The organism is Mariniflexile sp. TRM1-10, assembly GCF_003425985.1.
In the GTDB taxonomy this organism is placed as follows: Bacteria; Bacteroidota; Bacteroidia; order Flavobacteriales; family Flavobacteriaceae; genus Mariniflexile.
This window is the reverse complement of record NZ_CP022985.1, coordinates 2,023,903-2,044,209: the sequence shown is the minus strand read 5'-3', so window position 1 is coordinate 2,044,209 and position 20,307 is coordinate 2,023,903. Positions and strand designations below refer to the sequence as shown.

Here is a 20,307-nt window from a genome sequence, read left to right as displayed (position 1 = left end):
TGTGTTTAAAAGTTGATTATGGCTGTTTTATTTATTTACGCTTAACAAGGTTTAAAAAACACGACACCCCATCCTCTAATGGGATGCCGTGTACTCCCGATAGCTATCGGGATCAAAATAATGCTCAAAATATGAATGACTAATTCAAAATAAAATAAAGAAGTGGTTTAAACTTTTTCCAATTGGCATACTTTGATTTCTTTTATACAATGTCTAGAGGGATTAATTATTTTCTGTTTAAATATTAACTAATAATGAAAAAATGGCTGTTAATCCCTCATATGACATGCATCATTGTTTATGTTTTAATCATTGAATATTCATTTTATATTATTATGTTCTTTTAAACCGCTTTCTAAAAATGTTATGAAATTGTTGACATCGAGGTCGTAGGCCTTTGGTTCTACCAATTTTTGGCCGTCTGCATCTATGAGCACATAAAACGGTTGGGCGTTGTTGTTATACGCCACTATTTGATAATCGGCGTTCTGTTTGCCAATGGACTTTTTGGTCTTACCGTCATATTCAGATACATACCACTCTTTTTCAGGTAATTCCGTTTTCTCATCCACATACAATGCCACCACAACATAGTCTTCGTTTAAAATTTTCAATAGCCTTGGGTCACTCCATACCCTTGCTTCCATTTCCCTGCAGTTCACACAACCATGACCTGTAAAGTCTATAAAGATGGGCTTGTTTTGTGCCTTAGCACAGGCTTTTGCTTGTTCCAGATCGAAATAGCCTTGAAGGCCGTGTGGTAAATGGAGCATGTTAGCGTATTTTGGTCTATCACACGCCCCTACCTCTTCCCCTCGAAGGGGAGAGACTTTATCCCCCGTAAGGGGAGAAATGGCTCTGGATGACATAGGATTTGTATTCATGACGAACTCCTGTGATGTTAGTGGCGGTAAATAGCCTGATAAAGCCTTTAGGGGTGCTCCCACCATGCCCGGAATTAAATACACGACAAAACTAAAGATGATGATGGCGAGCATTATTTTTGGAACGCTTGCTTTTTGATTCGCTGTGGTATGTGGCAGTTTTAATTTACCAATAAGAAATAGCCCCAGCAAGCTAAAAATGACAATCCAAAAGGCTAAATAAACCTCTCTGTCCAGAATGCCCCAATGGTACACCTGATCGGCGACACTTAAAAACTTTAGGGCAAATGCCAGTTCCAAAAAGCCCAAAACAATCTTGACATCCTGTAACCAACCCCCGGATTTCGGCAGTTTTTCAAGCCATTTAGGGAAGGCCGCAAAAAGGGTAAAGGGAAGCGCCAATGCCAGTGAAAAAGCAAACATGCCCGCTACGGGCTTGATCACCGCACCACCGGCCGAGAGCACCAATACGCTACCAACAATAGGTCCCGTACAGGAGAACGATACCAATACCAACGTAAAAGCCATAAAAAAGACACTTAACCAACCGCCCTTATTACTTAAAGTATCCATTTTATTCACCCATTTATGAGGCAGTGTTAGCTCGAACATGCCCAAAAAAGACGCCGCAAAAATTAAGAAGATGAAAAAGAACAAGACGTTTGGCAGCCAATACGTGCTTAACCAATTGGCAAACTCGGGGCCGTTGATACGTGCGACAATACTACCGGCTATAACGTAGATTAAAATAATAAAAAAGCCATAAAGCAGTGCTTTAGAAAACCCCTTGCGCTGTTTTGTTTTTTTGGTGGCTTCACTTCCAAAAAAACTCACTGTTAGTGGAATTAGGGGAAATACGCAAGGGGTTAGTAGGGCTGCTAAACCTGAACCGAATGCCAATATCATGAATGTCCAAAATTCGTTCATCTGTATATTTTGTTTGTTTTTATATTTGTTTAGCCCGTTGGGATAATTGCTTTATCTATGCTAATTTTATATAAATTGTCATGGGAGCCTGTCGAAATGTATTTTCTAGTGTCTTCGACAGGCTCTGACTGACACTTGAGTGCTAAATTGAGTTTTTAAATTAACGTGAGTTCGATTTAAAAACAATTCTATACTTAAGGATAAACTCCACTATTAATGGAGAGTTACCTTGAGATTTTATCTTGAGTGCAGCCGAAAGACTCAACCTGACAAACGATAAGCTCAGTTTGACTAACTAATATCATTATATATTGCTTTTTATAGAAATAAAAATGATATTTCAGACTGACAAATGCTCTATGTTTTAGCCTGTCGAAGCTGCATGAGCAGAAATAGCTAAAAGACTTCGACAAAGCCTGTGCTGAGCTTGTCGAAGTGCTCAATCTGATTATGTTTATCAAACTGAAATGATTTGAAAAGTCTGTCATACTGTCGAAGCCTATCATTGACATAAACTTGGGATTAATCCTTATGTCGCACCCAAATTCCCCATACTTTTTGCTTTCATTTTATATTCATTACACGGTCTGTTATGATTTATTTATTTATTGATTGTTTTAATCTGGAACTCAAATTCGTCATCTCCCAGAATGCATTTGCCATCAACCGTCGTACAGACCTGATAGGTATAACTTCCTTTTATTACTGGATTCTTGGAAAGGATTTTGACTTTTTGGCGAAATTCCGCTGTGCTCTCAAAATAATTGACATCGACTTCAAAAACGTCATCGTATTTCTTTTTAGCACCTATGGCCACAACATCGCCCACTAACTTATAACTGCCATTAGGCGAAAACGCGAAAACGGTGGGCAAGGGGCCTATTTTGTAGTCCTGGACATTGGAATATAAATGCCAAGTGGCATCCAATTGGATTTTAAAGATGAGTTCGATAACATCTCCTTGTTTGATGTCTTGCTTTGATAGCTTGCTGGTCCATTTTGCCGGCGTTAAAATCTGGGCGGACACTGGGATTCCCATTAAAAGGTTTAAGACAATTAATATTATTCTTTTTTTCATTCCACAGGTTTCATTTAAACTTTAAAAAGGCCTTATTTCTATTTTTCTTCTAATTCCAAATATTTACGGATGAGCGGTTCCAACCTTTCACCCCGCGCGTCTCTATCTACTATAATGCCTTCCTTATTTAATAACCATACGGTAGGTAATGACGTTATTCCATACAAGGCGTGAAGGCTTACCGATGCATCCGACCCCTGGTCCAAACGCTGTGGCCAATTGGCACCAGTCTTTTTGAGAATGCCTTCTATCCTGTCTTTAGCGGCATCATTATCTGCGGCGATCCCTATTACCTCAAAGCCCTGATTACGGTATTTGTCATATAGGCTCCTCACATGTGGCATTTCTTTAATACAGGGCGCACAATAGGTTGCCCAAAAATCAATGAGTACCACTTTGCCTCTCATTTTGGCAAGATCTACTTTGGTGCCATCCATAGCGGTAAATGCCATTTCCAATGGCTTGGTATAATCCACTCCTTTTAATGTCTCGATGGCCTCTACATTTTCGGCGGCTACTTTATGTAAGACTTTAATTCCTTTTTGGTCTGCCTGTGGGTGATCGCTACTTGTTATTTCAAAGAAGTATTTCCAATAGGCATCGGCCGCAACTGGTGAAAAATTTTTGAGCAATGTCAAAATATTCTGAACACGATCGGACACGATTTCCATGGATGCATATTTGTTGGCGTGATGTTCCAGGCGTAGCCGAATGTGTTGCCAGTACTGCTGGTCAAACCGATTCCAATAATCAGCCTCCAACTTTTCCTTTTCTAAGGGACTATATAACCTTAAAGCCTGACGAAACTCACGGCTGATCAGTTGAAATTCTGCACCTTCTTTACGTTTTAAGCTTGTATTGGATGCCAGTACACTTTCTGCCATAGCGTCCCCTGTTTTTCGCCATTGTTCCCATGCCACAGTATCTACCGGCAATAACCGTAGAAACCTCTTAAAATCCTTAGGTGGTATACTGGCCAACAGCTGTACAAGACTGTCAGGGATGGTTTTAGGAACAAAATAAGGTTCAGCATAAGCGTTAAAGAATAGACCTAAGGCCCTATCGCGACGCTCATCTTGTGGGTAATTGTTCCAAAACGCTGCTGCCAATCGAGCTCTTTTTCTTAAAAATCCATCCTCATACCGCCTTATTTCTAAAACACCCCCTTCTCTAGCCCTTTGAGCTTCTTCAGCAGAGCCTAAATAGGTCATCGCATCTTCTAAAGCTTTCCAGTCTATATCTGCTTGTGTTTCTATAACTGTCGTATTTGTATTCGGTTCTTGCGCTTGCATGTTAATGGTAAAAAAAACAAGCAATGGCAGGATGCTATTTTTTAACCTTGGCAAGGTTGTACCTTTGAACTTTTTAATCGTATTCATACTTAATTTGTTTAAACTATTTAATTACTATTTTAAGTGAGTTCTATATAAATTTTCTTTTTTATACTTATCGTAACTTATTATTTTTAAGCTTTTTTGTCATTTAGACAACGTGAGGAACGAGCGACGAAAAACCTTTAGGTTCAGTATAAGCTAAACCTCATAATTATGGGATTCCTCCTCATGCTTCGTTCGGAATGACAACAATTTTCATTAAAAAAACTTAACTAACTGATTAATAGTTATTATTATACCGAACTCTCGCTATTTTACCGTAACTACAACATCTATCTTTTTTCTAACTGGCGGATAACAGATATAGTCATTACAGGTTTGATATATTATGTTGACCTTAATAGTTTGTTTACCGGGCTTTACATTTTCACATGTTTGGAATTTTTGGGACATTCTAATATCGTTGCCCCAGTAGGTATCCAAAAAACCAGGCTTATTTGGTAATTCCAATCCGCCTATTTCTTTTAAGCCCGCTGGCACTTCAAAGCTTACGTTGGTAGCAATTTTACCCTGCGCGGTGTTCATATCAATAGGTGCATATATATACCAACCGGGTTGGGTACTAAACGTCGTCGTAATACTAAACGCTTCTCCTGCTTTTACTGTTTCCGGTGAATCGATGGTATAGCTTACAGGATCACCTGATGTAGATTGTGCCATCACAAGAGGCCCCGTTGTGCCTACCATCACCCAGCATGTCATTATCATTAATGCTTTATAAATCATAATCATACTTTTTTAACTGAAGTGGTTTAAACTTTTACGATTGAAGCGAAAATCAGTCATTTTTTGTCCAATCGAAGTCTTTTTTGAGTTGCATAGCATCGCTACGGAAAGAAAAAAAGACGTAAAGTGGGCAAAAAAGGCGATTTTTTAGCCAATTAGAAAAAGTTTAAACCACTTCATAATTAGTTTTATGTGCTATTCCTATTATATAGATGTTCTCTCAATTGGCTAGGTTGAAAGGCAGGTGCTCGTCCCTATTTTTCTCCTAGCATCACGTATACATATCCCTTATGAGCAAGCGTACGATGTACCCCTTTCCCATAGTAACGTTCGTATGGTTCTTTATCCGACACATAATACTTTTTCAGTGCCTCTTCCTTTCCCATCGCAGCTACGATACTGTCATGACGTGCCTGCTGAATTTCTATATTTTCTTTAAAACTATCAGGGTAATAAAGAGGATTGAGTTTGCCAATGCCCGTATCGTGTTCCCAACTCCATGACAGGTCGTGGTCAAAGGTTCCTTTTAATGTGGCAACACTCGTTCCTATCAACAGGTCATTCACCCCGTCATTGTTCCAATCGGTTACACATATATTGAGCCAGCTCCCCGGGAATTCCTTCTTGCCATTTTTGGTTTTGAACAAAGGGACGCCCGCTTCAAAGCGCAGCACTTCTTTCCCGCCTACCGGACGGTCAGGTGTTTTAACGCCACGGAAAAATGTTACCGCTGCATTTTTTCCTTTATCGGTAAAAGCATCTGTCATTAAAATATCGAGTGTGCCATCCCGGTCCCGGTCAACTACGTAAGGCACCATGTTAACTGAAGAGTGGGATTCAAGTTGCTTACCATGTACGTCATATAACAGCTCCCTTTTTCCGAACTTGGGAACGGATTTGGTCCCTATATTTTCACAGATCCGCAATGCCTCCCCCCCTACAATCATATCCTGGTCCCCATCATCATCAAAATCACCAAATGCAGCGGAAGAATACATCCAATATTTCCTACTTTTAAAATCTGTGATTGGAGGTTCATGAGATGCCTTAAAATAATCCAGGTTACTCCAACAATCCCTTATAGGGTCATAAGCTTCCTCCAGCTTTATACCGTGTAAAAACCCATTGGCACTGCCCCGAAACCAGGTAATGTATCCGGGTGTGTACTGGCCCGATAACAGATCGGTAAAGCCATCGTTATCCAGATCGGCGAAGCGGGGGGTAAAGGGGAAACAGCAAAACGTATAAATGGACAATGGTGTGCCCGTACTTTCCTTTAACTCGGGTATTTCCCTGGCATATATAAATTCATCAGAAAATTCAGGAGCCGCATCCGTTCCCTTATTTTGGTATACCCGTATATGATGTCCTGTGATAACGCCCCATTGGCGACCACTTCCAAATTCCCCTATCAATACATCTTTTTTACCATCACCATTCCAGTCGTACACTGCAGGGGCCACCCATCCATTGCCTTCGCCCCTCACCGGAAGGGAATCGCCCATGATCAATTGGGGCTTGCCCAGTTTAGGAGCTCCCGGGATATCGGCGTGGATGAGTTCGGGGAAATCATTGGGGCCCAACGTGTTTTTAGTGTCTTTTTTTTTGACCGTCTGTACATCACTTTCTGTATTTACATTGCATTGTGTATTTACAGCACAAAACAGAAGACTCACTATTAAGATTATTCTATTCATTTTTTATTGTTCTTTAAATTTATTATGCATACTTATCCATTTCCTGGTCCAAAGGAATGGGTTGGTAAAGAGTACTATTTTGGTTTTTTGGGCTCCATAGCCTATACGCTAACTGACACCATCACTTAAAGTGTCCAGTCGGCACTCGATCCTATTTTTCTCCCAGCATGACATATATATAGCCTTGATGTGCCAGTGTTTTATAGGCTTCTTTTTTGTAATAGTGCTTAAAAACATCTTCCTTCGTCTGACGACCTTTCTTTCTCCATTCCTCATCACTAAGCCCCGATTCTTTTTGGTTTGCTTCTGCACGTTCCATGCTTTCTAATATTAATCTCTTCAAACTAGCGGATGTATATGCCAGATTTTTTTTTCCAATGCCTGTATCATGTTCCCAACTCCATGACAGGTCGTGGTCAAAGGTCCCGTTCAATGTGGCAACACTCGTTCCTATCAACAGGTCATTCACCCCGTCATTGTTCCAATCGGTCACACATACATTGAGCCAGCTCCCCGGGAATTCCTTATCGCCATTCTTGGCCTTGAACAAAGGGATGCCCGCTTCAAAGCGCAGCACTTCTTTCCCGCCTACCGGACGGTCAGGTGTTTTAACGCCACGGAAAAATGTCACTGCTGCATTTCTTCCTTTCTGCATATAAGAATCCGTCATTAAAATATCGAGTGTGCCATCCTGGTCCCAGTCAACTACGTAAGGCACCGTGTTAACTGAAGAATGGGATTCAAGTTGCTTACCATGTACGTCATATAACAGCTCCCTTTTTCCTAACTTGGGAACGGATCTGGTCCCTATATTTTCACAGATCCGCAGTGCCTCTCCCCCTACAATCATATCCTGGTCCCCATCATCATCAAAATCACCAAATGCAGCGGAAGAGTAGATCCAATATTTCCTACTTTTAGGAGTTGTGATTGGAGGTTCATGAGATGCCTTAAAATAATCCGGGTTACTCCAACACTCTTTTATAGGATCATAAGCTTCCTCCAGCTTTATGCCGTGTGAAAATCCATTGGCACTGCCCCGAAACCAGGTAATGTATCCGGGTGTGTACTGACCCGATAAGAGATCGGTAAAGCCATCGTTATCCAGATCGGCGAAGCGCGGGATAAAGGGGAAACAGCAACCTGTATAAATGGACAACGGGGTGCCCGTACTTTCCTTTAACTCGGGTATTTCCCTGGCATAGAAAAATTCATCAGAAAATTCGGGAGCCACATCCGTTCCCTTATTTTGGTATACCCGTATATGATGTCCTGTGATAACGCCCCATTGGTGACCACTTCCAAATTCCCCGATCAATAGATCTTTTTTCCCATCGCCATTCCAGTCGTACACTTCGGGAGCCGCCCATCCATTGCCTTCGCCCCTCACCGGAAGGGAATCGCCCATGATCAATTGGGGCTTGCCCAACTTAGGGGCTCCCGGAATATGGGCATGGATGAGTTCGGGGAAATCATTGGGGCCCAACGTGTTTTTAGTGTCTTTCTTTTTAACCGTCTGTGCATCACTTTGTGTGTTTACGGCACAAAACAGAAGACTCGCCATTAAGATTATTATTCTATTCATTTTTATTGTTCTTTAAATTTATTATGCATACTTATCCATTATCCTAGCCCAAAGGAATGGGCTGATTATGGCTAACATTCTATTTTGTTGGTTAATTAGTTCGTTCTAGGTTCCTTCATGAGATCTCCCCCTTCGCGGGCAATGTCATTAAGTTAAGTATGATTATTCTAAATTGTCACATTGAGTATTATCGAAAATGAAAATATATTTTTATTTGAAGATAGAAGCGCAGCTTGCGAAAGGCTTAACAGAAAAGAGTTTGACAAAGGTTTCGACTGCCTGTCCGCAGATAGACGGACGTTCAGATTGACATCCGAATATATTTTTATTTTTGTCATACTAATATTTATTGTTTTGTTCATGGCACTTATAACCGCTTTCCCAAAGTTTCCGTTTGAATTGCGAAAGATGGTTTTAATTCTAGATTCTATTTATGAGATCCCCGCATTTATGAGATCCCCGCCTTCACGGGGATTTAATTATCGTACCCATCATTTTGAGGCAATAAATTGGGATTCAACAAAATTTCAGATTCAGGAACTGGAAACAGAATGTCTGTATGCTGCCATCCAGATTTTATGGGTGCCAGGATTTCGGCGGCCCTTCCAGTTCTTTTTAAATCGAACCAGCGCAGTCCTTTTTCTGTAAATAGTTCTACCTGTCGTTCTTGAATAATGGCATTCAGCAACTCGTTTAAGGTGGCGGCTGTGGTATTTGGCAATCCTGCCCGAGTTCTAATTTTATTGATGTCTGCTTGTGCACCAGCTATTTTATCCCCGCCTTGATGTGCCCGTGCTTCCGCACGGATTAAATACTGTTCTGCCAATCGAAATACCACTGTATATTCCAATGAAGTGGGATTATCGTTAACCTTTGTATCGCGCGCCTGTTGGTATTTATACGCATAATACCAAGTATTTGCACCCACCGTTGATTTCCCGATCCAATCAGACTTACGCCGATCATTAGGTTCGAATGCATTCATTAGAGAGGCACTTAAAACAGGTCTAACGCCTGGGGAACCAGGAAAGATGAATCTATTGCCTTCCAAGGTATTAAATCCATCCTGAGGAGGTTTGATTTGCCATATCGATCCTGATGAATTCTTTTTAAACACCTTTTTTAAATCTGGCTCCCATACAAAGCTGTTAATGACCTTACTTGCAGTGGCATCTGCAAGCTCCCATTGTTGGGTATATAAATAGACCCGTGCCAATAGAGCATCTGCAACTGCTGTGTAGGCGCGTACCCGCTCTCCCGAAACCGAAACATCTGCACCCAACAACCCCGAAGCCGCTGTTAAATCAGTTATAATATGGCCATATACGACCTCTACCGGCATTCGCGCTACCTTTGTGTTCGCTATATAATCGGTCGTGCGGATATAAGGAATGGGGCCATACAGCTCCACCAATAAACTATGCAGATAGGCCCTAATAAACAGGGCTTCGCCCTTTATTTGATTTTTGTCTTCGAGGCTCAAGGCTGAAGAATTATCAACGCCTTCTATCACAGCGTTGGCTTCATAGATCCCATTATACGCGTCACTCCACCAACCTGATACTGTAGGATCTAACGCAGTCACATTATGCGTATAGATTGGGGTCAGATTATTGACCTGATCCAGTTCATCGGCATATAAGCCCATCTCTTCAGATAGGTTATATACAAACCCTGTACGTATTTGGGCATAGATACTTCTTAAGGCTGCCGTTGCTGTTGTCGCATCTTCAAAGACCGCTTCGGCAGTCAATCGATCTGTGGGGAGGTCAACATCCACAAAATCATCGCAGGACGACGTCAAAACGGAAATCAATAAAAGCAGATATAATCCTTTCAAAATACCAAACTTACCCTTTATAGAATGGATTAAGAACTCTATTATGTATCTCATCACATATATTTTTTTAAGTTGCATAAAAACTGTGTTTAATGTTAAAAACCTAAATTTAGACCCAAAGTAAATTGTCGTAATGGCGCTAAATTATCTAATGCCGATACTTCGGGATCGACACCATCATATCCTGTTATAACAAATAGGTTCTGCCCATGCAGATAGACACTTACATCCATGCTCTTTGTTGCAGTCTTGGGAACCGTATAGGACAGCGATACATTTCTCAATCGGATAAAGGAGGTATCCGTCACTGCCACATCACTGGATTTATACCTATTTGCTGCCGTTGCTAACGCACTATTAGATAAATAATAGCGTTGGATCGGGCTCTCATCGCCCGGTTGCTGCCAACGGTCCCATAGACTTACAGGCATATTTTGAAGTGTGCTCCCAGGATCTCCAAAAAAAGACAGTTCCTTAAAGCCTTCTTGTTTGGTGAACTGGAAGAACACATCCAGTTGTAGGTTTTTATACTGTATGGTATTGCCTAGCCCTCCAACATATTTTGGGGTAGGGTTAGGGTTTAAAAACAATTTAGCGTCATCACTAAAACGGATAGTACCATCATTATTAAAATCTTCAAATTGATACACGCCAGTTTCTGGATCTACCCCGATAGCATGATATATTTTTCGGACTCCTAAAGGTTGTCCTATCACAAAGGATTCTGCAAAAGTCGAGCCTTCCAATCCCGGAAATGCGACTAGTTTGTTTCTATTAGCCGAGATATTAAAGGTCGTACTCCACTTAAATGCATCGCTTTGTATATTTAGTGTACGTAAATCGATTTCAATGCCCTTGTTTTCCACTATGGCGTCATTAAGGTTGCCATCTATGCCAGGAAAGCCTGTAGTGGCAGGCAACGGTATATTAATCAGTTGGTCAGAGGAACGGTTCTGGTACCAAGCGGTTGAAACGAATAGGCGATCCTTAAAAAATCCAAGCTCCACAGCGGCTTCCAGCTTTTTGTTTGTTCCCCAAGAATAAAGGTTAGGATTGTATAGACCTGAAGGCGCCAAACCTGGACCATTGTAATTTCCAGAGTCCTCATAGGAATCATAAAACCCGTAATTATCCACTACGTTATCGCTACCTGTAATGCCATAACTGGCACGGAGCTTCCCAAAGCTTAACACCTGGTTCTGTTTTAAAAATGGTTCCTTCGTAAATATCCATGCCGCCCCCATCGCTCCAAAATATCCAAAGCGTTTACCGGGCCCAAAGCGGCTGGAACCGTCCCGACGCCCTGTCAAGTTCAATATATATGTATCTTGCCAGTTAAAGTTAATCCTGCCAAAGAATGCCTGATATTTATATTCTGAACCTATATCCTGCAAAATCTGTATTCTGTTCGCCGCTTTTAGATTACGCAGTTGGCTATTGCTAGTAAAACCTAATCCATATTGAGACAATTGCTGATCTTTAGTCTGTTGAAAGGTGGCACCCACCAATAGTTTTAGGCTGGTATCTTTCCAATTTTTTTGCCAATTGATCTGTGGTTCCACGCTCCAGGATTTTTGGACTTGATCATTAATAGAAATAGAGGAACCATTGATACTGGACTGACCTGAGGTTGTATTTGGATCTAGGCTTGTATGTGGGGTTTCAAAATAAGTTTTCGTGCGATAGTCGGTAAAGCCCAAACTGGTCTTGAACTCCCATGCCGGGGTTGGATGATAGGATAGTACCGTATTTGCAATGAGGCCATGGGTCAATGCATTATAACTTCTTTCTAAAATAGCCAAGGGGTTTTGCCACGTGGAATTTTCCCAATTTAAGTTGCCTTGGTCGTCATAAAGCGCTGGTGCGTTGGGTGCTAAAGTCCTTGACTGCCTTGTAAAATCACTACCGGGTAAATTATTGGTGTCTGCACCATAGTTTGCCGAAACATTCAATTTTAAACGTTCATCTTCTGATTGGTGGTTTAGGTTAAGCAGCACCGTTGCCTTGTCATATTTAGAATCTCCAGGGAATACAGTAGTCTCACTTGAGTAGCCCCCACTTAACAAAAATTGGGTCTGTGCATTGCCTCCCGAAAAAGAGAGCTGCGCATTATGCCTATAAGCGGTACCTCCAATAAGCACCTCTTGCCAGTCTGTATAACGATCTTGGTCCCATACTAATAGATCGGGCATAGTACGTGATATATACTCGGGTAGGTCTTCCAGTGTGAGACCGTCATTTGTAATGGCTTCCTTGCGCATCTCTAAATATTGCTCGGTGTTCATTAAATCCAAAAAACGGGTCACCCTGCTTAAGGTACTGCTTACATTGACCTTGATCTGGGTTTTTCCCATCTTGCCTTTTTTGGTCGTGATCAATACCACGCCATTGGCACCTCGGGATCCATAAATGGCCGTGGCATCGGCGTCCTTAAGCACTTCAATGCTTTCTATGTTTGCCGGATTTATGGTATTTAAGGGGCTTACCCTTCCGCCAGGAATAGGGCTTTCTGTATTGAAAAGTCCCGAAAATTCAGAACCGTATGGTACCCCATCTACAATATATAAAGGCTCGTTGTCAGGGTTTGCAAAAAACGCTCCTGAATTAGATATAAAATTATCCCCTCGAATACGAACACGATAACTTCCACCAGGAACACCAGAATTCTGGGTAATAACAACTCCGGGAAGGTGTCCTTGCATGGCTGCCAAGGGATTGTTGACCGGTTGTTTTTCCATGTCCTTGGCTTCGATTTTGCTGATGTTCCCGGTTCGTTCCCGTTCAGATGTTATATAATAACCTGCATTAATGGTCACTTCGTCCAAGGTACTGATACTTTCTTTGAGGGACACATCAATGGTCGTTTGGTTACCAACAGTTATCTCTTGTTTTTCAAAGCCCAAAAACGAAAAGATCAGTACATTTTCCGGATTGGGCACGAAAATGCTGTAACGCCCATCAAAATCGGTAGTTACACCTAGGGTAGTGCCCTTTATCAAGACTGTGGCACCCGGTAAGGGATTGCCTAATGGGTCTGTGACCGTGCCAGAGACACGATGTTGTAGGGCTTTTGAATGGGGAGCTTTCTCTTTTATGAGAATCGAATTGTTTTTTGCAAAGATGATATTGACAGGACTTCCATCAAGGGTATGATCTAATAATTTATTTAACCTAATGACTCCTTTTTTGAGATGCACTTTAGGAAAATCTTTAAACAAATCGAAATGGTACACAAACATATAATCTGTTTGCTTTTTAACAATATTGAATACTTCATCAACGGACATAATAGTATCTGCATCTATAACAATCTTGTCGTTTTGAGAGCATGCATGTTTGGGTGCCAAGCTGAACAGCGTTGAACAGAACAAGAATATAAAGGTTCGCATCATAAGCTTTATGAGTTCTTTTCTTGTCCCGAAAGTTATCGGGAAGAAAAGCACATTAGTTAATTCAATTTTCATAACTTTACATGTCATTAATTAGTTAAACTTTTTTTGATTAATTAATACGGCTTAGAAGGGGATGAAGTATGATGTTTTTAGCGAAATTTAAACTTCGTTCCCTTTACTTTTTTATATTCTTTTAAGTGCCAATGTGCCATCTGGTTCCTTTTCATTATAATTTATCTCTACCAATCTTTCGGTGCAATCGTTTAGCGAACACCCCATGTCTTTAAGTTGAAAATTTGTCATTTCGACAAAGGAGGAATCTCATTAAATCCTTACTAAATAATATGAGATTGCTTCGCCAGTTCGCTGAAGCTCGTGTCCTCGTGCCTCGAAAGGACAAAAAACAACTAAATATCTTAACTTAAACATTCTGCGAGTATCAACTGATCCATTGACGTCGTCAAATCCTCTATTTAGCTTACTAATGCGAATCAAGGGTTGAAAATGAGCCTTGCCAATCCGGGAGATACCTTTGCCAAAGTTTTGAACTTTGGCAAAGGTTAAACCTCAACTTACTGAGTATTAATACTCTTTAAAACCCAACCCCTTGATTCGCATTACTATGTATTCATTTTATTAAATTGATTTTGTGAAATCGAAGATTTGACTAAGCCAATACTTCCTATTTAGGTTCGTCAGATCTTCAATTCTTCACTAAACTTTTTATTTTTAAGAGACTGTTTACGCTATTTCTTTATAATTCTTTTAGTCTCCGTACCATTGCTGGTATTGATCTGTAAAAAATACATCCCTTTTGACAGATGGCTCACATCGATTGTCTCTTGTTTAGTCTGTAAGACCAGTTGTCCTAAATTATTATATATGTTAATAGTTTTTAAGTTTAAAATATTTTTAACATACAGGATATCCATTACTGGATTTGGATATACCAATACATTTTGGCGCTTATAATCATCTGTTACAGACAGTGTTGCCAAAGAACTAACTGATAAATTGTCAAATCCCATTATCACTCCAGTATCTGTTGTTACCGTAAAGGACGTGACGTTGATCCAATTCAAATCCACAGAGGCAGCCCCTCCAACCAGTGATGCCTCAACCACCGGATTATCACCTCCGGTAGGGGTAAACGTATAAACTACATTGCTGGCAGCACCCTCTAAAGCTAAAATGGAATTGACCACTACGGGTTGATCGAATGTAAATGTAGACGATGTAGTGCCACTGGCTAAAACAACATTTCCTGATGACCCTCCAAAACCTCCAACAGGAGTGAAGGCCGTACCATCATTAGCAGTATTATCATCATTTGTGAACGTCACCGTGATATCGCCTTTGGTTTCGGTGACATTGTTGCCATTGTCAACGGCATTCGTGTCCCAATCAAAAACAACGGGGGTACTATAAGGATATACTGATAAATTGTCAAATCCCATTATCACTCCAGTATCTGTTGTTACCGTAAAGGATATGACGTTGATCCAATTCAAATCCACAGAGGCAGCCCCTCCAACCAGTGATGCCTCAACCACCGGATTATCACCTCCGGTAGGGGTAAACGTATAAACTACATTGCTGGCAGCACCCTCTAAAGCTAAAATGGAATTGACCACTACGGGTTGATCGAATGTAAATGTAGACGATGTAGTGCCACTGGCTAAAACAACATTTCCTGATGACCCTCCAAAACCTCCAACAGGAGTGAAGGCCGTACCATCATTAGCAGTATTATCATCATTTGTGAACGTCACCGTGATACCGCCTTTGGTTTCGGTGACATTGTTGCCGTTATCAACGGCATTCGTGTCCCAATCAAAAACAGTTTGACCACTAACTGTGTTAAAAGCCAATGCCAATACAATAAATAAAAATGTAATTTTTTTCATAATTAAGGGTATTTAATGGTTAATAATTAGTAGTTAATAATTTTAAATAATAGTGTTTTAGTACATGACAAAAACTGAATCGTGTCACATTGAGAGCTGCCTAAATGCGATTAAAACTAATATTTCCAATGTCTTCGACTGCGCTCAGACTGACATCTGAGTATATTTGGGTTTTGGTCATATACTAGAATAAAACGTTTGTTAAAACGAACTCGCCTTGAACCAAAGTCATAAGCATTTCTTTTCATATCCAAGTCCCACCTGCCAATAGGCGGTAAATTGAGTACCAGTGTTGTATTTATCTAAAGGTTAAAAAAAAGTGTTGTACTTTAGGTTCCCTGTTCCTATCTGACTACAGACTGGTTCACTAAAATGATTTACAGATTTAAAGAATTAATTAGGTTCTAATTGTTTGTGCATATGCATATGACTTGTTCACAAACATCTACCACTTGATTTTAATACGTTCCACCTTTATTTAATAATTAACCTTTTATCGTTTATTTCATAGTTATTGATAAAATTGGTATTCTTAATAGCTGTTAGAATATCCTCAATACTATTGCTTTTGTTGAACGTGCCAATAAACCGTTCTTCTTTTTTTACCCTATTTTCAATGGTCACATCCATATCGTACCATCTTGATAGTACTTTCATAATGTCTTTTAAAGATGTATCCTCAAAACTAAAAACACCGTCTTTCCATGATGTTACATTATAGACGTCGACCGAAGTCATGCTTATATGATTAGTTTTTAGATTAAGGCTTGATTGTTGGTTAGGTGCCAGTACTTTGGGTGTTGGGTGTTGGGTGTTGGGTGTTGGGTTTACTTTTACGCTTACTTTGCCCTCTACCAAGGTGGTATAGATATGGGTCTCATCTTTATAGGCTTTTATATTGAATTCCGTACCTAATACTTCAACGTCTTGGGATTGGTTCAGCACCTTAAACTTTGCTCCCTTATGGTCTGTACTTGGTGACACATCAAAATAGGCTTCGCCATAAACGAGTTCTACCTGACGAACCTCTCCATCGATAAAACTCACCGGATATTTTAGCTGGGATTCAGAATTCAACCAGACTTTAGTACCATCGGATAATCTTATATAGAATTGACCGCCTCTTGGAATCGTTAATGTGTTATAGGCAATCGCTTCGGTCTTCGGTCTTCGGTCTTCGGTCTGGTACACAATCTCCTCGCCGTTACTGGTTACATAGGATGCTTGATAGGTTCTGCCTTTTCCCAGAACGACGTCTTCCCCACTTTCTAAAGTTAGGATGGCTTTATCTGAACCTACTTCTATCGTGTTGTTTACAATAACTGGCTCTGTGAACTGTGGGGTATCGTCTCCTTTATTTAAGAAAATAGTCAATGCAACAATTAAAAGGACAGATGCTACGGCAGCATATCTGTAATACAATAATTTCCTTATTGGCACATGCATCTTACTTCGAACAATTTTCCAGTCTTTTTCCGTTTCAATGCTCTTTAAAAGACTTAGGCGCTTGCCTTCTTTGATGTCCAAGAGCATCTGTTCTTTCGTTTTTTTATCGAAGAAATCAGATTTTTCGAAGTCTCTGCAACTTTCATTCTTTATGAGCGATGCTGCTAATTTTTTTGAAAGTGATTTTATTTTATTAGAATTTTCCATTCGGAATATATTTGCTGTTAGAACTTGTTCCTTTTTAGAACTCGGTTCTTAATAGTCATTACAACAAAAAATAAAAAACGGGTGGTATAAATACCGTGTTTTTTTTATAATGGGCGTTCGGCTTAAGCACCAAGGATGATTTTTACACATCTTATGTAATCATCTTCGACAAACTATCTATGACGTTTTTTAAAATTGTGACTTCGACAAGCTCAGTCTGACAAACGACAAGCTGTCTCACAGGGGAACTATAAAAGTAAGAGGGTAAATAAATTTGTCACACTGAGCTTGTCGAAGTGCTTTTAGAAGAAATCTTGGAATCCTTAGCCTGACAGAGAAGCATCTAACCATACTTGTCGTAGCTACATGTCGAGGTACTAAGAATTGGACTTTGACAGGCTCCTATCTGACAAACTAAACATCATTCTATATTGCTTTTTTTAGAATAAAAATAATCCCTCCGACTGACAAATGCTGGATGTTTATGAATTCTTAATGTTTAGTGCTGTCATGCTGAGCTTGTCGAAGCATAGTCTATCGAAGCTTCTTTATTGATATTCACGCAACTAATCCCTCTCGGACAAGTTATTTTCCTCCAGAGACAAGTTCTATCCGTCTAAGACAAGTTTTTATCCCTTAAGAATAAGTTTTTTTACCCATCTTTATATAACCCCATGTAAAACAGCTGTCAATTTGGCTTTTATACAGGGGATATAGGAACGGACAAACTAAGAACATTCAAGTACCAAACTATAAATCCATAGGGCGTATCGGTAACCATATCGTTATTCCACCGATTACCGATTAAAATACTGCAGTCAGGGATAAGACCGAAAACCCGTAAAAAAGAGTAGGTCATTAACATGTAATTTAAATATTATGAAATCGCCATTAACAACAAGTTTGTTGAAAACAAATACCTATAAAAAAAAGGCGATACCATATGACATTTAAAAAACAATTAAATATTTACATTATGAAATCAAAAATTTTTAAAATCGTTTTACCGGCTTTTGCATTGCTGTTTGCCATTAGCGTATCGCTTGCATTTACTCCTGCCGGAAATAGTATGGTGGAGGAGACTCCTGTTACTGCAGCATTCTACCAAAACCCTGATGAAAATAACTGTACACAGGTTGTTGTTGACTGTGACACTTGTGGTTGTGAGATTTGTACCGCTGTAATATTTGGTATCGAGCGTCAGTTGTTTTTAAAAAACGCAGGAGGCAAATGTAATATTCTCCTATATAAACCTTAACAGTGGTTTTGCAAAGGTTAGTAAATTAGTGAAAAGGTGTCGGTTTTGGACACCTTTTTTAAGTGCTGACTTTCTGAATTATATCATTTAAGCTTTGAAATTTCTGTATAATAAAAGAATGTTTTTTTTTCTTTACACTTATGTAAATCCCTGATATAGGTTGACCACAAAAAGTCAATTTATATATCAGGGACATCCACATCTCACGATTCACCATTTTCACGATTCCACTCATCTTAAAAAACCCAAAAGCTTTCTTAATTTACGGTAGGCCACTTTTTTATGGTCTTTGACGGTATTGACAGAGATGGACAGTGTCTTGGCTATCTCATCATTGGTGTAGTCCTTGATGCTGAGCCTTATCACCTGGGCCGCTTTGTCCGGTAGTGTTCTGATGGCGTTTTCTATGATAACGGTGGTTTCCAGTACCACGGCCTCGGACATAAGGAATTCTTCCGTCTCATGGGTTTCCATGTTTTCCTGCCCATAACGTTCTGTTAGCTGGTGCCGTTTGCTTTTTAGGTGGTTGAGGCATTTATTTTTTACGGCTTTATAAAAATAGCCGGTGGTATGGTTTTCATCTTGAAAAACGGTTTTATCTTCCCATACCTTGATGAAAACCTCCTGAACGATGTCTTTTGAGGTCTCTAAATTATCAAGGTACTTATATGCGAATACACATAGCTGTGGGTACAGGCTCTTAAAAAGCGTGTTGTAGTCCTTAAGTGTTAATTCTTTTTTGCCTTCCCTCATGGCTTTATTAGAATAGAATTAGTCAAAATTATAGCAAATAATAAATGACTTTGGTTGAGATAAAACATGTCATCTAGATATTTTTCGCCCTTTTCTAGGCTTAAATGATTATGAAGTGGTTTAAACTTTTTCCAATTGGCTAAAAAATCGCCCTTTTTTACCCACTCTACGTCTTTTTTTCTTTCCGTAGCAATGCTATGCAACTCTAAAAAGGCTTCGATTGAGTAAAATTACCATTGCGCTGGCTGGCCCGTTCGCTAAAATAACCCACTGGGTTATTTTTTACGCTCCGTCCTGCTTCAATCGAAAAAGTTTAAACCACTTCAATTACTCCTTCCTTGTTACTGACCATAATTTCATTTGTTTAAATTCCCTTTTTATGTTCTTGGTCAGTGTCCCGATAGACACTAGCTCCCAATTATTAATACGGTATGGGTTTAGAAACAAAAAAGGCGCGGAACGCATCTTAGCTTTTTCAAAGTCTGTTTGGCACCGTGTCGCACAAATAAGTGAAATGCCCGCGCTCTAATACGTGGGCATCTTTTTTTGAAAATGGGATCCAAAGGAAAATCTTTTACCGAGAGAACCCATAGACTTTTCGTCTTTAAGGTTTTTATTTACAAATACAATTTCCATATTATACCAACGCAATAATACAGTCATAATACCTCTTTAATTAGAGTCATAATATTTTTTTAATGGTTTTCTTTCAAAATCGAAAACACCATCTTTCCTTGAGATGAGGCTATTAATCCCATTTACAGTTGTAACCCTCATATCATTAGATTGAAAATCTAGATTTGATTGTTGGCTAGGTGCCAGTATTCTGGTTATTGGACGTTGGGTGTTGAGTGCTGGGTCTACTTTTACGCTTACTTTGCCCGCTACCAATGTGGTATAGCTATTAGTCTCATCTTTATTTAAGAATATGGTTAGAGCGACAATTAAAAGTACGGATGCGGCAACGGCATATTTTAATTTTCTTATCGGTACATGCATCTTACTTCGAACCATTTTCCAACCTTTTTCCGTTTCAATGGTCTTTAAAAGGTTCAAGCATTTACCTTCTCGAATGCCCAAACATATGTACTCTTTCGTTTTTTTGAAGAAACCGGATTTTTCGAATTCGCGGGAGTTTGCATTTTTTATTAATTTTATTGAAAGTGGTTTTGCTTTATTGGAATTTCCCATTCAGAATACTTTGCTTTTAGAA

Annotated in this window: 14 protein-coding genes; 1 reads left to right on the top strand and 13 read right to left on the bottom strand. The window is 39.8% G+C overall.

Annotated features, from left to right (window positions below; genetic code table 11):
• Window positions 1-320: 320 nt before the first annotated feature.
• From CJ739_RS08725 to CJ739_RS08680, 10 genes are all read right to left on the bottom strand, one after another.
• Window positions 321-1,811, bottom strand: coding sequence for a protein-disulfide reductase DsbD family protein (locus CJ739_RS08725; RefSeq protein ID WP_117174399.1), 1,491 nt, complete (start codon window positions 1,809-1,811; stop codon window positions 321-323).
• A gap of 601 nt (window positions 1,812-2,412) precedes the next feature.
• Entirely contained in the window at window positions 2,413-2,889 is a 477-nt protein-coding gene (locus CJ739_RS08720; protein WP_117174397.1) for a protein-disulfide reductase DsbD domain-containing protein, read from the bottom strand.
• Between the two features lie 38 nt (window positions 2,890-2,927).
• The gene (locus CJ739_RS08715; RefSeq protein WP_117174395.1) at window positions 2,928-4,268 is read right to left on the bottom strand and encodes a TlpA family protein disulfide reductase; all 1,341 of its coding nucleotides are present in this window, start codon (window positions 4,266-4,268) and stop codon (window positions 2,928-2,930) included.
• 264 nt (window positions 4,269-4,532) lie between these two features.
• A complete protein-coding gene (locus CJ739_RS08710) occupies window positions 4,533-5,009 on the bottom strand; it encodes a protein-disulfide reductase DsbD domain-containing protein (protein ID WP_162880175.1) in 477 nt (158 codons plus the stop codon).
• A gap of 254 nt (window positions 5,010-5,263) precedes the next feature.
• A complete protein-coding gene (locus tag CJ739_RS08705) occupies window positions 5,264-6,706 on the bottom strand; it encodes an FG-GAP repeat domain-containing protein (RefSeq protein WP_117174391.1) in 1,443 nt (480 codons plus the stop codon).
• Between the two features lie 151 nt (window positions 6,707-6,857).
• A complete protein-coding gene (locus CJ739_RS08700) occupies window positions 6,858-8,291 on the bottom strand; it encodes an FG-GAP repeat domain-containing protein (RefSeq protein ID WP_117174389.1) in 1,434 nt (477 codons plus the stop codon).
• A 475-nt stretch (window positions 8,292-8,766) separates the two neighbouring features.
• A complete protein-coding gene (locus CJ739_RS08695) occupies window positions 8,767-10,095 on the bottom strand; it encodes a RagB/SusD family nutrient uptake outer membrane protein (RefSeq protein WP_236951637.1) in 1,329 nt (442 codons plus the stop codon).
• 131 nt (window positions 10,096-10,226) lie between these two features.
• Window positions 10,227-13,595, bottom strand: coding sequence for a SusC/RagA family TonB-linked outer membrane protein (locus CJ739_RS08690; protein ID WP_236951636.1), 3,369 nt, complete (start codon window positions 13,593-13,595; stop codon window positions 10,227-10,229).
• Between the two features lie 674 nt (window positions 13,596-14,269).
• Entirely contained in the window at window positions 14,270-15,430 is a 1,161-nt protein-coding gene (locus CJ739_RS08685) for a T9SS type A sorting domain-containing protein (protein ID WP_117174387.1), read from the bottom strand.
• Window positions 15,431-15,904: 474 nt separating this feature from the next.
• Complete coding sequence (locus tag CJ739_RS08680) at window positions 15,905-17,083, bottom strand: FecR family protein (RefSeq protein WP_117174385.1); 1,179 nt, start codon at window positions 17,081-17,083, stop codon at window positions 15,905-15,907.
• 976 nt (window positions 17,084-18,059) lie between these two features.
• Between CJ739_RS08680 and CJ739_RS08675 the strand changes: the two genes are divergently transcribed.
• Window positions 18,060-18,341: a DUF6520 family protein gene (locus tag CJ739_RS08675; protein WP_162880174.1), complete on the top strand. Its 282-nt coding sequence runs from the start codon at window positions 18,060-18,062 to the stop codon at window positions 18,339-18,341.
• Between the two features lie 231 nt (window positions 18,342-18,572).
• Here the strand turns inward: CJ739_RS08675 and CJ739_RS08670 are convergent, their stop codons facing one another.
• From CJ739_RS08670 to CJ739_RS08660, 3 genes are all read right to left on the bottom strand, one after another.
• Entirely contained in the window at window positions 18,573-19,094 is a 522-nt protein-coding gene (locus CJ739_RS08670) for an RNA polymerase sigma-70 factor (RefSeq protein ID WP_117174381.1), read from the bottom strand.
• A 525-nt stretch (window positions 19,095-19,619) separates the two neighbouring features.
• Window positions 19,620-19,757 (bottom strand): hypothetical protein, encoded by a 138-nt coding sequence (locus CJ739_RS20765; protein ID WP_409446112.1) that lies wholly within the window; start codon window positions 19,755-19,757, stop codon window positions 19,620-19,622.
• Window positions 19,758-19,766: 9 nt separating this feature from the next.
• Window positions 19,767-20,285: a hypothetical protein gene (locus CJ739_RS08660; RefSeq protein ID WP_117174377.1), complete on the bottom strand. Its 519-nt coding sequence runs from the start codon at window positions 20,283-20,285 to the stop codon at window positions 19,767-19,769.
• Window positions 20,286-20,307 lie beyond the last annotated feature (22 nt).